11 protein-coding genes and 2 pseudogenes are annotated in these 14,094 nt (G+C 40.0%); 9 read left to right on the top strand and 4 right to left on the bottom strand.

Translation table 11 applies throughout. The annotated features are described in order from the left end of the window. Positions 1-30 precede the first annotated feature (30 nt). A pseudogene (locus tag AZH43_RS04440) lies at positions 31-414 on the top strand (thiolase family protein); the annotation flags it as partial. 304 nt (positions 415-718) lie between these two features. On the opposite strand, the gene AZH43_RS04435 reads toward AZH43_RS04440, so the two are convergent. Next, the gene (locus AZH43_RS04435; protein WP_067667006.1) at positions 719-1,810 is read right to left on the bottom strand and encodes a sigma-54-dependent transcriptional regulator family protein; all 1,092 of its coding nucleotides are present in this window, start codon (positions 1,808-1,810) and stop codon (positions 719-721) included. A gap of 255 nt (positions 1,811-2,065) precedes the next feature. Then, entirely contained in the window at positions 2,066-3,040 is a 975-nt protein-coding gene (lipA, locus tag AZH43_RS04430) for a lipoyl synthase (RefSeq protein ID WP_067667005.1), read from the bottom strand. Positions 3,041-3,385: 345 nt separating this feature from the next. Between lipA and AZH43_RS04425 the strand changes: the two genes are divergently transcribed. The 6 genes and pseudogenes from AZH43_RS04425 to AZH43_RS04400 all read left to right on the top strand — a co-directional run bounded on the left by AZH43_RS04425 (position 3,386) and on the right by AZH43_RS04400 (position 10,201). Then, on the top strand, positions 3,386-4,348 hold the full coding sequence (locus AZH43_RS04425) for a thiamine pyrophosphate-dependent dehydrogenase E1 component subunit alpha (RefSeq protein ID WP_067667003.1): 963 nt from the start codon (positions 3,386-3,388) through the stop codon (positions 4,346-4,348). Positions 4,349-4,363: 15 nt separating this feature from the next. Next, positions 4,364-5,383: an alpha-ketoacid dehydrogenase subunit beta gene (locus AZH43_RS04420; RefSeq protein WP_067667001.1), complete on the top strand. Its 1,020-nt coding sequence runs from the start codon at positions 4,364-4,366 to the stop codon at positions 5,381-5,383. Between the two features lies 1 nt (position 5,384). Then, a complete protein-coding gene (locus tag AZH43_RS04415; protein ID WP_067666999.1) occupies positions 5,385-6,911 on the top strand; it encodes a 2-oxo acid dehydrogenase subunit E2 in 1,527 nt (508 codons plus the stop codon). Between the two features lie 11 nt (positions 6,912-6,922). After that, a complete protein-coding gene (gene lpdA / locus AZH43_RS04410; RefSeq protein WP_067666997.1) occupies positions 6,923-8,323 on the top strand; it encodes a dihydrolipoyl dehydrogenase in 1,401 nt (466 codons plus the stop codon). 11 nt (positions 8,324-8,334) lie between these two features. Next, a pseudogene (locus AZH43_RS04405) lies at positions 8,335-9,121 on the top strand (acetoin reductase). Between the two features lie 21 nt (positions 9,122-9,142). Further along, on the top strand, positions 9,143-10,201 hold the full coding sequence (locus AZH43_RS04400) for a 2,3-butanediol dehydrogenase (protein WP_067666995.1): 1,059 nt from the start codon (positions 9,143-9,145) through the stop codon (positions 10,199-10,201). Positions 10,202-10,503: 302 nt separating this feature from the next. On the opposite strand, the gene AZH43_RS04395 is transcribed toward AZH43_RS04400, so the two are convergent. Together AZH43_RS04395 and AZH43_RS04390 are read right to left on the bottom strand one after the other, a co-directional pair. After that, positions 10,504-11,076: a DapH/DapD/GlmU-related protein gene (locus AZH43_RS04395; RefSeq protein WP_067666993.1), complete on the bottom strand. Its 573-nt coding sequence runs from the start codon at positions 11,074-11,076 to the stop codon at positions 10,504-10,506. 129 nt (positions 11,077-11,205) lie between these two features. Next, positions 11,206-12,264, bottom strand: a complete 1,059-nt coding sequence (locus AZH43_RS04390; protein WP_264753340.1) for an alpha/beta hydrolase — start codon at positions 12,262-12,264, stop codon at positions 11,206-11,208. 270 nt (positions 12,265-12,534) lie between these two features. On the opposite strand from AZH43_RS04390, the gene AZH43_RS04385 reads away from it, so the two are divergent. Together AZH43_RS04385 and AZH43_RS04380 are read left to right on the top strand one after the other, a co-directional pair. Next, complete coding sequence (locus tag AZH43_RS04385) at positions 12,535-13,419, top strand: LysR family transcriptional regulator (RefSeq protein WP_067666989.1); 885 nt, start codon at positions 12,535-12,537, stop codon at positions 13,417-13,419. Between the two features lie 364 nt (positions 13,420-13,783). After that, the coding region (locus AZH43_RS04380; RefSeq protein WP_081406768.1) for an NAD(P)/FAD-dependent oxidoreductase at positions 13,784-14,094 on the top strand (311 nt) is incomplete at its 3' end.

Here is a 14,094-nt window from a genome sequence, read left to right as displayed (position 1 = left end):
TCATGGAAAAGGGCTCCGAAGTCAGTGCGCATACCATATCAAGTTGCTGCAACCACAATTAACCGCCTATGTAGTTCATCACTCGATGCCATTGCGATGGTTGTCCGTACCATCAAAGCGGCTAAAGCAGATTTGATCATCGGATGTGTTGTATAGAAAGCATGTCACGTGCACCATTCAAGATGTGTAAAACAGACAGTGCTTATGGTCAATGAAATTATCCATGTTGTTATTCCACAGCGAAAGGGAAATCGAATTGTTGTGGATACAGATGAACACCCATGTACATCAACGTCCCTAGAAGGCTTAAATAAATTAAAAGCTGTGGTGAAAACTGATGGTCTGGTAACTGCTGGCAATGCTTCAGGAATCAATGATGGCGTAGCAGTACTGCTGATTGCATTCGATAAAGCCTTTATAACCACAGAGCTTGCAGTGACCCGGGATCTAGCTTTAGCCATGATAAAGGCGAGTGAATCCGAATAGTGGCGAGTCGACATCGTGAATAATAATTTCCAAGATTCACGATGTCGAGCTGTGGCAACGGATGTGTTGCATAGGCCACAGTCTTGGATATTCTATCTTAAATTTGAGTTGCTTAGGCGAGTTCTACTTTTAAAATCTTTGTGCAACAAAGCCCTTTTCATTTAAGCGCCTTAAAATTTTAAGGTGCTTATTTACTAATAAAAACTTGATTAAAGTAAAAGTTAAAATCGTTTTAAATCAGATTTGTAAAATAATTCCGGTGGGTGCTGTCCTGCGGTAGCAATTCTAATAGACGTTGTACAGCATCAATGCGGTCATTTGTCTGCCCAATAATTCGTAGCAGTTGATCTATATCATTTATTTGATAGATCAGCTGACTCAATCGGGCATCAAAACAATGTCTCCATGTACTGAGTAAAGGGCTTTCTGATTTAGAGAGAAAACTACCTTTATATAGTGAGAACGTACTGGCAATAAGATTTGTATTCAACGAGTGTTCAGCACGTAAAAAGTCACATTGAACTTCACAGGTGAGTTTATAAATACGTGCCTCAATGCAATGTGGAAGCAGACTGCGAAGCTGTGAAAGCTCAGCTTTGAGTGTTTTTATACTCACATTACGTTCACCATAAAGGGCACAGTGTAATTCTTCTAAACCAATACCATAGGGATGCAAGGCTAAAATGCAGAGTATTTCAATTTGACGGTGACTCAAGTTCAGTGTATGTCCATTAAATTGAACACAAGGTGAACCTAGTGCTTTAATATATAAAAAATTTTTCTGTTCAAATTTTATAGAACGCTGTATTAAATCTGAACAGCGTTCAACGGCAAGTAGCCCTAAAGGGGTATGTTTTTTATATTTTGTGGAAAGATTAATAATGCCATGAAATTGACCTGATGTTGGATCCCAGATCGGGGCGGCGTAACAGACCCAATCTCGAACACTATCCATTTGGTTTTCATGAGAATATACACAACTTGACATTTGACTGTTCAAGGTCATGCCAATGGCATTGGTTCCAACCGCCTGAGTAGACCAGTGTCCACCCTCAATAAAATGAACCTGCTCAGCAGAAGAGAGCATTGCGGAACTGCTCCATGTCCATAAAAGCGTACCCTGATGGTCTGTCAAACCAATAGCCATGTCCGAGTCATTGGCTATTCTTAATAAATCGGCATAATTGTGTTGGATAGAACGACGAAATAAAGAGGTTTGATCTTCTTGTGGTAAAGCCAAAACAGGGGCAGCATGCACAGTAGATCGATTAATTAAATGGGTAGTTTGTAACTTCTTTGCAGGTGCGGTATTGAACAGGTTCATATCATATTCCTTTATGATTAGACTGTAATATTTTTAAACGTTATAGATCAGTTTTCAGATTATAGTCATTCATGCCATTTTTTTGCTCGGGCTTAAAATCGTTTTTCTTTGGTTTATTAAACCATCTCAATTTAGCTTTCTGTACCTCTAGATTACTTTAAAAGTGTTCTTATGGGCTGAAAATGATTATTTCCACCTGAAATGTTAATAAACGTAACTGTCATATTTATCAATGAAGCATGTAAATATGAAAAGTCATTCACGTATATACGGGGCAGGTACAGACTCGCAATAATACTGACGGTCAGCAAAATAACTTGATCGCACTAATGGTGCACTCCAAATGTTTTTAAACGCCAAGCGCTCTCCATGAATTTGATAATGCTTAAATTCTTGTAGTGTAACAAAGCGATGAATTGGCGCATGAGACTTGGATGGCTGTAAGTATTGACCAATTGTGACATAGTCAACTTGATAATCTTTCAAATCATTTAACAACACTATAACCTCAGCTTCAACCTCTCCCAAACCAACCATCAAACCACATTTTGTTGGGATATTTGGATAGTAGTATTTAAATTTCTTGAGTAAATCCAACGAGTGCTGATAGTTAGAGCCTGGTCGCATGGCTTTGTACAAACGTGGAACAGTTTCAATATTATGATTAAAAACATCGGGTGGGCTTTGGCTTAGAATCTTAAGTGCAATATCAGCACGACCTCGGAAATCAGGAACCAATATTTCAATCAAAGTATCTGGGCTGGTTTCACGAATTTCTCGAATACAATCGGCAAAATGCTGTGCCCCTCCATCTTTCAAATCATCCCGGTCAACAGAAGTAATCACGACATATTTTAATTTTAGATTTTTCACTGTTTCAGCCAAATACTTGGGCTCATTAACATCTAATACATTGGGTCGACCATGAGCAACATCACAAAAAGGACAACGTCGAGTACAAATATCTCCCATGATCATAAACGTTGCAGTTCCTCCGCTAAAGCATTGGGGCAAATTAGGGCAGGCTGCTTCTTCGCAAACCGTATGTAGTTTTTGTTGTCGTAGTAAATCCTTGATGATTTGTACTTCTTCTGGTTGACTAATTTTAGTCCGAATCCATTCTGGTTTTTCCGGTGCCGTTTCTGTCGGAATAACTTTAATCGGAATACGTGCCATTTTTTCAGCGCCACGTAGCTTTTTTCCAGTTAATACTGTGTTATTTAAATCCATTTCAAACACTCCGTCGTTTAAAATAATTAATAATATAGACCCTGATATTAAATAAGCTGCTTTAAATGCATTAATAATCTTAAAACAGGGCAAAAAACTTATCATATAAAACAAAAGTTGGTTAAAGGTTGGTTTTTATATGTAGTTGAACTATTGTGAATTTTTACAAAAATATTTAACTTCATAACTTTCTGTTTTTAATATTTATCTTATGCTTTTATTAGTATATTTTTTTTAGTCTAATATGAATTTGAATAAAAATATTCTTATATAAATATATGGTTTAAAAATCCAATCACTCATTTTTGGATTTTCTTTTAAGCGTAGTTAATAAGGAATAAAGATATGCAATTAACGGAAGATCAATTGCTAGCAGCATACAAAAGAATGCGCGACATTCGTGAATTTGAGGATCGACTTCACGATGAAAACAATACAGGTGATATCCCCGGTTTCATCCATTTATATAGCGGTGAGGAAGCTGTCGCTGTAGGGATTTGTGAAAATTTAACAGATAAGGATTTCATTACATCAACGCATCGTGGTCATGGACATTGTATTGCTAAGGGCTGTGACATTCACGCCATGATGCTAGAAATTTTTGGCAAAGATGATGGTTTATGTCGTGGTAAAGGCGGTTCAATGCACATTGCTGACTTGGATAAAGGCATGCTAGGCGCAAACGGTATTGTTGGTGGTGGTCCACCTTTGGCAATTGGAGCAGCTTTAAGTGCTAAAACACTCAAGAATGGTGGTATCGGTCTTTCATTTACGGGGGATGGCGGGTCAAATCAGGGTTTAACTTTTGAAGCGATGAATATGGCTGTGGTACTAAAGCTCCCTGTAATTTTTATTTTTGAAAATAACGGTTTTGGTGAAGGTACTGCACATGATTATGCAGTAGGTAGTAAAGACATTGCAGGACGGGCAGCAGGTTTTGGCTTACCTGCTGAAAAAGTAGATGGAACAGACTTTTTTGCCGTGTATGAAGTTGCACAAAAAGCCATTGAGCGTGCACGCCATGGTGAAGGTCCGAGTGTGATTGAAACGGTGACCAATCGTTTTTACGGCCACTTTGAAGGTGATCCAGGGCTTATCCGTTCCAAAGAAGAACTGGATTATGTCAAAGAACATAAAGACCCATTGAAAATATTCCGTGAAAAAGTCAAAGGCAAAATTGACGAAGCCAAACTGGATGCGATTGATGCCCAGTCTAAAGCCAATGTAGACGATGCCGTTTCAAAAGCACGTGCAGCTAAGTACCCAGAAGTATCTCAGTTACTTACTGATGTTTACGTCTCTTACTAAAGGAATAGTAGAAAAATGCCAAATAAAAGTTATCGAAATGCGATTAAAGAAGCAATTGAATTAGAAATGCGCAGAGACCTAAGAGTCATTGTGGTTGGTGAAGATGTTCGTGGTGGGCATGGTGGTAAAAACACGGATGACAATAAACTGGAAGGTTTTGGTGGTGTACTTGGTGTAACCAAAGGCTTATGGACTGAATTTGGTTCTGAACGAGTCATTGATACTCCAATTACCGAATCAGCGATTATTGGTATGGCGGCAGGTGCTGCTGCAACGGGTTTAAGACCTGTGGCAGATTTAATGTTCATGGATTTTTACGGCGTGTGTTATGACATGCTGTATAACCAAGCGGCTAAATTTCGCTACATGTTTGGTGGCAAAGCCAAAGCGCCATTGGTCGTGCGTGGCATGATTGGTGCAGGTTTTTCCGCAGCTGCACAGCATTCTCAGTCCCCATATAACGTATTTGCCTCAGTGCCAGGTTTAAAAGTGGTGGTACCTTCGAGTGCCTATGATGTGAAAGGGCTGTTAATTCAGGCCATCCGCGATGACGACCCTGTCGTATTTTGTGAACACAAGTTGTTATACGACATTAAGGGCGAAGTGCCAGATGAGGCTTACACCATTCCTTTTGGTGTCGCAAATTACACTCGTGAAGGGACAGATATTACGATTATTGCCTTAAGCTTGATGGTGCATCGTGCCAATGAAGTTGCTGATAAGCTTGCAAAAGAAGGCATTTCGGTTGAAGTGGTTGACCCTAGAACCATTTCTCCACTAGACGAAGATGGCATTTTAGAGTCAGTGGCTTCAACAGGTCGCGTGGTGATTGTGGATGAATCAGCAGCGCGTTGCGGTTTCGGACATGATGTGGCTGCACTTATTGCCCAGAAAGGCTTTCACTACCTTAAAGCCCCGATCGAATTAGTCACACCGCCGCACTCACCAGTACCATTTTCGCCAATATTGGAAAAAGAATGGCTACCAAGTGTAGAACGCATCGAACAGGCTGTACGTAAAACGTTGGAGGCTTAGGATGAGCGAAATTAAAACTTTAGAAATCCCCAAATGGGGTTTGTCCATGGAAGAGGGCACGATTGCCCAATGGCTGATTCAGGAAGGTACGCAATTCAATAAAGGACAGGATATTTGTGAAATTGAAACCACAAAAATCGTCAATGTTCTTGAAGCGCCTTTTGATGGCTTGCTACGCAAAATTATTGCTAAGGATGGTGACACGCTGGTCGTAGGTGGAGTCATTGCAATTTGTGCAGACGCTCAATTTTCCGATGCAGAAGTTGAAGCATTTGCGGAGTCCTTAGGTGGAACACCTGCTGTAACTGAAAATAAAGCTGTAGCAACGGTTCCAGAAAAAGTGGCTGTGGCTCAAGCTGAAACCAAAGTAGAAGCTGTGCCTAAACAAAACAGTGTTAGTAATGGATCAACAGCTGTGGCTCAGGGCGGATATTCTATTCCTGCTGCTTTACAAGGCTACCAACAAAGCAATGATATTTTTGCAACGCCACATGCCTTGAAATTGGCTGAAAAGCATAATGTAAGCTTGTCTCAGATTACTGGTTCAGGACGTGAAGGTCGTATTAGTGTTCAAGATGTTCAGGCCGCAGTTCAAGCCGCTGGTGGTTCTTGGCCAGATGTGCGCCATCAAGCCAGTACGAAAGCCACGAAATCTAAAGCAGATGATAGTTATGTTCTAGCAACACCTGTTGCCCGCCGTTTGGCAAAACAATGGGGTATTAATTTGCATGATTGTCGTGCATCTGGTTCACGTGGACGAGTCTGTAAGGAGGATATTGAAGCTGTATATCAACGTGAAAACCCTGTACATGCTGACCATGCGCATCCAGCAGAGTCAGCAAAATTCACCACCCTAGCTATGAATGGTATGCGTAAAGCAATCGCTTCACGGCTACAAGCGGCAAAACGCAATGCACCACATTTCCGCTTAACGATAGACTTAAATGTTGAGTCGGTTCAGGCTTTACGTCAGCAAATTAACAGTACAGTACCGCAAGTAAAGCTGTCCATTAACGATATGCTGATTAAAGCTACTGCTGCCGCACTGATCAAAGTTCCACAGGTCAATGTTCAGTTTGATGAAGATAATCAGCAGATTTTGCAGTTTGAACAGGCTGATATTTCGGTTGCTGTGGCCATCGAAAACGGATTGATCACGCCAATTATCAAAGCAGCGAACCGTAAATCTTTGGCACAAATTTCCAATGAAATGCGTGATCTGGCGACACGTGCCAAAACTGGAAAATTAGCGCCTGATGAGTTTCAAGGTGGCAGTTTCAGTATTTCCAATTTGGGAATGCTTGGTATTCAGCAGTTTGATGCCATTATTAACCCACCTCAAGGTGCAATTCTGGCCTTAGGTGCAGCAGAAAAACGTGCTGTCGTCGAAAACGATGAGATTGTTGTTCGTCAAATGGTGACCGCAACATTGTCTTGTGATCATCGTGTCATTGATGGTGCGTTGGGTGCTCAATTCTTATCGGCGTTTAAGCAGTTTGTCGAAAATCCTGCTTTAATTTTGGTGTAGGAGGAACAGCCATGTCGGATACACAATTTGATCTTGTGGTTATTGGTGCTGGTCCTGGAGGGTATGTCGCTGCGATTCGCGCAGCGCAACTGGGATTAAAAACGGCAATCGTTGAAAAACAACACTTAGGCGGAGTGTGTCTTAATTGGGGATGCATTCCAACCAAGGCATTATTGAGCGGGGCTGCGCTTGCGCAGCAGTTCAAACATGCAGAGCAGTTTGGCTTTACACTTAACGCGGTTGATTTTGACATTCAAAAACTGGTCCATCATAGCAGACAGGTTTCTGAGCAACTGGTGCAAGGTATCGGGCAATTATTGAAAAAGAATCAAATCACTGTTTTTAATGCAGCAGCCCAGTTTGTTGCCAAAGAGCGATTAGAGCTTACAGATGCGAATGGTCAAAAACAGGATATTTTTGCACCGCATATTATTGTCGCAACAGGTGCACGTGCGGCCAATTTGCCTCATATTCCTGTAGATGGCCATCAGGTCTGGAGTTATAAAGAGGCTTTAGTTCCAGAACAATTACCAAAATCTTTACTGGTCATTGGCTCGGGTGCTATAGGCAGTGAGTTTGCAAGCCTATACCAAGACTTAGGCTGCCAAGTCACCTTGGTTGATATAGCCAAGCAGATTCTCCCTAGCGAAGACATTGAAGTTGCGAAATATGTACAAAAGCAATTTGAACAGCAGGGTATGCAGGTTTTAACCGAAGCAACGGTAAAAAAAATAGAAACTGATCAGGCTCAAGTGCATTGTCATATTGAAACTGTAACAGGTGTGCAAATCATTAGCGTTGAAAAGGTACTTTCAGCTATTGGCGTGAAACCAAATGCAGAAAATCTGGGCCTAGAAGCTTTGGGAATTGAATTTGAGAATGGTTTTATTAAAGTCGACTCATGGTGTAAAACCAATGTAGTGGGCATTTATGCAATTGGTGATGTCGCAGGCGCACCGTGTTTGGCACACAAAGCCAGTCATGAAGCCATTCTTTGTGTGGAGAAAATTGCAGGCCTAAGTCATGTACATGCTTTAGATCGTACACAAATTCCAGGCTGTATTTTTACCCATCCACAAGTGGCCAGTATTGGTTTGACAGAACAGAAAGCGAAAGCTGCGGGCTTGAATATCAATGTGGGTAAGTTTCCTTTACAAGCGAATGGTAAAGCATTGGCTTTGGGCTATAGCGCAGGATTTGTTAAAACCATTTTTAGTCAGGAAACGGGTGAATTGTTGGGTGCTCACATGGTTGGACATGAAGTCACCGAACACATTCAAGGTTTTGCCATCGCAAAATACCTAGAAGCTACGGATGAAAGCTTAGCGCAGATCATTTTCCCTCATCCTACTTTGTCTGAGGCGATGCATGAGTCGGTATTGTCGGCGATGCAACGTGCAATCCATATTTAAGGAGTCGCAACATGCTTAGAGGTTTAATCAATAAAGTTGCATTAATTACAGGTGCGGCACAAGGTATTGGACGCGGTATTGCCTTACGTTTAGCACAAGAAGGTGTTCATATTGGATTGGTCAATCTTCACCAAGAAAAGTTAAATACTGTTCAACAAGAGGTTGAAGCCTTTGGCGTAAAAGCCACCACATTTATTGCGGATATTTCAGATCCAATACAAATCAGTGACGCTATTAATCATGCAGAATCGACACATAATGGTTTTGATATCATGATTAATAATGCAGGTATTGCACAAGTCAAAGCTTTGGCAGAAGTAACGCCGAGTGAATTTAACCAAATTATGAACATCAATGTCGGTGGTGTACTTTGGGGGATTCAAGCCGCAGCAAATAAATTTAAACAATGCCAACAGGCTGGAAAAATTATTAATGCATGCTCAATCGCAGGTCATGAGGGTTTTGCTCTACTCGGTGTTTATTCAGCAACTAAATTTGCAGTTCGTGCATTGACACAAGCTGCAGCTAAAGAATATGCCAGTGCTGACATTACTGTAAAATAGTTATTGTCCGGGTGTTGTTGGTACAGACATGTGGGTCGAAATAGATCAGCGTTTCTCTGAAATTACAGGCACACCAGTTGGTCAAACGTATAAAAAATATGTAGATGGTATTGCTTTAGGACGTGCTGAAACACCAGATGATGTGGCTGCATTAGTTGCATTTTTAGCCAGCGAGGATGCAAACTACATTACAGGTCAGTCTATTTTGACAGATGGTGGAATGGTTTACCGTTAATATCAACATAAGGAATACATAATGAAAGCAGCTCGTTTTTATGATCGAGGGGATATTCGGATTGAAGATATCCCTGAACCGAAAGTACTTCCAGGCACAGTTGGAATAAAAGTTGCATGGTGCGGTATTTGCGGTACAGATTTACATGAATTCATGGAAGGTCCTATTTTTATTCCACCTTGCGGTCACCCACATCCAATTTCGGGAGAATCTGCACCTGTAACAATGGGACATGAATTTTCAGGTGTGGTTTATGCAGTTGGTGAGGGTGTAGATGATATCCCAATTGGGCAACATGTCGTAGTTGAACCCTACATTATTGCGGATGATGTACCGACTGGCCCGAATGATAAGTATCATTTATCAAAAAATATGAACTTTATTGGTTTAGGCGGACGTGGTGGTGGTCTTTCTGAAAAAATTGCAGTTCAGCGGCGTTGGGTACATTCTATTTCAAATGATATTCCCTTAGATCAAGCAGCATTGATAGAACCTTTATCTGTTGGTCATCATGCCTATGTCAGAAGTGGTGCAAAAACTGGCGATATAGCACTGGTTGGTGGAGCAGGCCCAATAGGCTTACTTTTATCAGCCATTTTAAAGGCCAAAGGTCTCACGGTCATCATTACTGAGTTGAGTGCAAAACGTAAAGAAAAAGCGATAGAAGCGGGTGTTGCAGATTATGTATTAGATCCCTCCCAAGTTAATGTGGTTGCTGAAGTAATGAAAATTACGGAAGAACGCGGAGTTGATGTCGCTTTTGAATGTAGTAGTGTCAATAAAGTCATGGATACACTGGTGGCTGCAATGAAACCAACTGGTGTGGTCGTTATAGTTTCTATTTGGAGCCATCCTGCCACAATTAATGTGCATAGTGTGGTTATGAAAGAGCTAGATATTCGCGGCACGATTGCTTATGTAAATGACCATCAGGAAACCATCCGTTTAGTCGAGCAAGGTAAGATTAATCTAGAACCTTTTATTACCCAACGTATTGCATTAGATGATCTTATTTCTAAAGGTTTTGAAACGCTGATTCATAATAATGAGTCTGCAGTAAAAATTATTGTTCATCCGTAGTAAAGCCTAATTTTAACGGCAAATTTGAATAAGCTAGAAATAAACTCTATGTAGCTATTTCTAATATTTTTAGCGACAGGGAATGAGTCTGTACGTACAGACTCATTCTCAAAATAGCGCTTGGAAAACTCTATTTCTTAAGAAAAATTTGACAACACATAATGTAAAATTTAACCTTAAATTACAATGTCTTATTTGCATACATAAAGATTTTAAAATAATTATGGTTCATGAACCTAATATATTTTTAAATTCATTATCTATTAGATAGGCTAATTTTTTAATTAGATTCAACGAGTGAGCTAGTTAATATCTATTTGTTTAAGCACTCTAGCAGGAACCCCTCCAACAATAACATTTTGCGCTACATCCTTCGTCACCACTGCACCTGCTGCGACTACGGCGCCATCATGAATGGTCACCCCAGATAATACGGTTACATTTGCGCCAATCCAGACATTTTTTCCTAGTTTAATGGGGGCAGGAATAACCGTACCGCGGTTATTTGGATTGAGATCATGATTTAATGTAGCTAAAACAACGTTGTGACCAATCAAACTTCCATCACCAATTTCTATTCCACCTTGATCCTGAAAACTACAGCCTGTATTAATAAAAACATTCCTACCCACTGTAATATGTTTGCCAAAATCAGTATGAAACGGGGGAAACAAAGAAAAACTTTCATCGACGTCTTGATCAGTGAGTTGAGAAAAGAGCGTTCTAATTTCTACAGGAGAATGATAACAGCCATTCAGTTCGGCAGTAATACTTAATGCTGATTGCGAGATTTCGCACATTTTATGGAAGGCTTTGGTTTCGGGTACTATCCGTTGACGATTTTTCAGTAAACTTAAGAGCTGTTGAGTGTCCATAACATTCCCACAATATCCAATGTGATACATCTATAAAATTAAAAAGTTGTCAATCATCAAGCAGCTAAAATGATTAATTACATTTAGCTGCTTGTCTACATGATGAGTAATCAAAAATAAGTCATAGATTTATTTAAGATTCGTTTTGAAAAACTGAGTAAATTTATCAAATGGAATGACTCTAGCCTTATTATCATACAAATCGACATGATTGGCATTTAGGACAATCAGCAACTCTTTGTTTTTGCTACCAACTGCCTTAAAAGCATCTTCAGCAAAATAGCGAGAATGTGCTTTTTCTCCAGTAACGATCAGGGTCGGAATCGTTATTTCATTTGCATAACTCAATAAAGGCATGTTCATAAATGACAAAGGCATCGTGGTGTTCCACGCACCTGTAGAGTTAATTGAACGTTGATGAAAACCGCGTGGCATACGGTAATACTCAAAAAACTCTTTTAATACTGGATGAGGGTTTTCAGGCAAAACTTCTGGTAATCCTCGATCTGCTGCTGTTACATGCCCATTTTGATCTACATAGATGTCATGATTAGAACGATGAATTGTTCCGCTTTCGACATCTTTCCAGCGTTGCTCATTGAGATATTGTTGGACAGCTTTACGATCTTTAGTTGAATAGCGATCTTTACCATCACCGACACCATATCCCATTGCTCGGCTCATGTCATACATCACACTTGTTGCTACTGCTTTAATTCGTGTGTCTGCTGCAACAGCATTTAATGCCATGCCTCCTAAACCACAGATGCCTAATATCCCAATACGATTTCGATCCACTTCCTGCTGCAACCCCAGAAAGTCGACTGCAGCGCTAAAGTCTTCAGTATTAATATCAGGCGATGCGACATTACGCGGTTGCCCACCACTTTCACCTGTATAGGATGGATCAAAAGCCAGTGTAATAAATCCTTTTTCAGCCAGAGTTTGAGCATATAATCCACTGGATTGTTCTTTCACTGCACCAAAAGGCCCACTGATCGCAATTGCAGAGAGTGGGTGAGTACCACGATTTTTTGGAAGATATAAATCTCCGACCAAAGTAATTCCATAGCGATTTTGGAAAGATACCTTACGATGTTCGACTTGATTACTTTGCGCGAATGTTTTGTCCCACTGAGTAATCATAGATACAGGTAAGTTTGGATTAGTGTTTTGTGCCATAGTCATTGTGGTGGCTCCAGTCAATGTTATACCCAACATGAGAGACGTGATAATAGGTAGGATTTTCCTTGAAATGGAGGTCATCATTTAACTCCTTTCCTTAAAGGCAGCGTGTCTTTTCGTTCATTAATGATTTTTCAAACATGAATGTATTCTAATAAGAACTTATTGTGATGATTAGTAGTTGTTTATAGATAAGATTAATACCAAAATAGTATAAATAATATTTGAAACACGTTCCTAGGATTGATTCGTATTTTGTTAGGTGATGGTAAAATGCAGACCCGATACAGTTATAACGATTTACATGTATTCATGTTGGTGGCACGAGAAGGAAGCTTTACCAAAGCCGCTACGAAATTAGGTGTGGCTCAGTCTGGTGTCAGTCGTACAGTTCGAGAACTAGAAGCACATCTAGGGCTACAGCTTCTAACTCGTACCACCCGAAAATTATCTTTGACACAAGCAGGAGAACAACTTTATAGAACTACAAATGAAAGCTTCCAGACACTCGAGAATGGTCTCTCCATGCTTGCACATTATCGAGATACGCCTTCTGGTACAGTTAGAATTAATGCCAGCCAGCATGCAATTGAAAAGGTTCTTCTGCCAAAGTTAGCAATATTTAACGAACGATATCCAGATATTAAATTAGAACTCATCAGTGAAAGTCGCTTCGTTGATATTATTTCGGATCAATTTGATGCAGGGATACGCTTAGGTGATGATGTGGGTGAGGGAATGATCGCTCTTAGAATTACTTCAGACATGGAAATGGTTGTTGTGGCTACTCCAGAACATTTCCGCCGCTACGGCTTTCCCGAAACTCCTAACGATTTGCATGCGCATCCTTGTATAGCTTATCAGCTTGAAGATGGAAGTATTTATCAATGGGAGTTTTGGTTGAATGATAAACAGATACAACATAAGCCTAAAGCCCAATGGGTCTTTTCTGATAGTTATATGGAAGTCGCAGCAGCAAGAAAGGGGCTTGGTTTAGCTTATGTACCCAAGGAATTGGTTGTCGAGGATTTGGACAATGGTCATCTCATCCAAGTATTAAAGCCTTATGGCCATAATCTTGAAGGCCTGTTTTTGTATTATCCTCATAGAAATGTTTCACCAGCATTAAGAGTCGTTGTAGATACTCTCAAGAATTAAAAACAAAATCCCTATTGAGGTATCCGCATACGTTTGACAGCATTATTTTTCAATATGAATTGTATAGTATACAAATCAACTAAACTTGACCTGATATAGAATAGATTTTATTTTATATCAGTATTTATGATATAAATTCTACATAATATAAATTTAACTTATACCTAGGTGAAATTCAGTTAATATTTAAAATATTTTCATAAAAAACAATAAAATATGAACTAAATTTTATGTTTTATATGAATTAACTTCATGAACTATTTATCTATTGTTCCTATATGTTCTACAGCCATGAGTTTTATAAAATTTGATTATTCAAAGGCTAACTATACTTTAATTAAAGTATTTGGCTGTAGATATATTGATGTTTTCTGAAGAGTGTATCGAACGTGAATCGATGGAGTTTGACGTAGTCATCGTTGGCGCAGGCCCTGCCGGCCTTTCAGCTGCGATTAAAATCCGTCAACTTGCAATTGAAAATAACCTAAACGATCTGTCCGTTTGTGTCGTGGAAAAGGGCTCCGAAGTCGGCGCGCATATCCTTTCTGGTGCTGTGCTTGAACCGCGTGCGATGAATGAACTGTTCCCGAACTGGAAAGAAGAAGGCGCGCCTTTAAATGTTCCGGTGACCGAAGACAAAACCTTCTTCCTGCTGTCTGATGAAAAATCTCAGGR

This window comes from Acinetobacter pragensis, assembly GCF_001605895.1.
Taxonomy (GTDB): domain Bacteria; phylum Pseudomonadota; class Gammaproteobacteria; order Pseudomonadales; family Moraxellaceae; genus Acinetobacter; species Acinetobacter pragensis.
The sequence above is the reverse complement of the archived record's forward strand: the minus strand, read 5'-3'. Positions and strand labels throughout refer to the sequence as shown.

Coding starts and splice junctions, on each gene's coding strand:
- AZH43_RS04435 (WP_067667006.1), bottom strand. CDS start 1,810: ATGAACCTGTTCAATACCGCACCTGCAAAGAAGTTACAAACTACCCAT.
- lipA (WP_067667005.1), bottom strand. CDS start 3,040: ATGGATTTAAATAACACAGTATTAACTGGAAAAAAGCTACGTGGCGCT.
- AZH43_RS04425 (WP_067667003.1), top strand. CDS start 3,386: ATGCAATTAACGGAAGATCAATTGCTAGCAGCATACAAAAGAATGCGC.
- AZH43_RS04420 (WP_067667001.1), top strand. CDS start 4,364: ATGCCAAATAAAAGTTATCGAAATGCGATTAAAGAAGCAATTGAATTA.
- AZH43_RS04415 (WP_067666999.1), top strand. CDS start 5,385: ATGAGCGAAATTAAAACTTTAGAAATCCCCAAATGGGGTTTGTCCATG.
- lpdA (WP_067666997.1), top strand. CDS start 6,923: ATGTCGGATACACAATTTGATCTTGTGGTTATTGGTGCTGGTCCTGGA.
- AZH43_RS04400 (WP_067666995.1), top strand. CDS start 9,143: ATGAAAGCAGCTCGTTTTTATGATCGAGGGGATATTCGGATTGAAGAT.
- AZH43_RS04395 (WP_067666993.1), bottom strand. CDS start 11,076: ATGGACACTCAACAGCTCTTAAGTTTACTGAAAAATCGTCAACGGATA.
- AZH43_RS04390 (WP_264753340.1), bottom strand. CDS start 12,264: ATGACTATGGCACAAAACACTAATCCAAACTTACCTGTATCTATGATT.
- AZH43_RS04385 (WP_067666989.1), top strand. CDS start 12,535: ATGCAGACCCGATACAGTTATAACGATTTACATGTATTCATGTTGGTG.